Here is a 505-nt window from a genome sequence, read left to right on the forward strand (position 1 = left end):
TCCGGAAGATTTGTACATCATTGAAGGTGACATCGATGCCTTTGATGACAGCTCGTTTGACGCAGAAGAACTTGAAGGTGCGGTATGCGTTCGTATGAACGACCGCCAAATGCGTTACTCTCGTTTCCCTGAAATTCCATTGTTTGGACGCGCGGCGCGTGAACAGCGTTTAGAGCTACTGCGCAATGAACGTGAGGAAGTGGTTGAGAAGCACGCAAAAGCGGCTTTCGATTCACAAAAGATGCAGCGTCTATACCAAGCATTCAACCAGTTTGTGGCTAACCACATTCAAGTCGCGTTTGAAGCTGACCCAGAACAAGCATTGGCAAATGTTCGCGAAAAACGCGGTCAAATCGCCCGTGTATTGGCTGATTTGGAAGCGAAAGAACAACAACATCGTTCTCAGCTTCAGACTAGCAAGCAAGCTCTGTCTTCGTTAGACAAGCTCGCACCAAACATGGCTCTGATTGAAGACGATACGCTGCAAGCGCGTTTCGACGAGCTG

The 505-nt window shown here is 48.7% G+C and carries 1 pseudogene; it reads left to right on the plus strand.

The window, feature by feature from the left end:
- Positions 1–505, plus strand: a pseudogene (gene mukB / locus R7093_RS28460) (chromosome partition protein MukB); the annotation flags it as partial.

This window comes from Vibrio sp. 1580 (assembly GCF_033340055.1).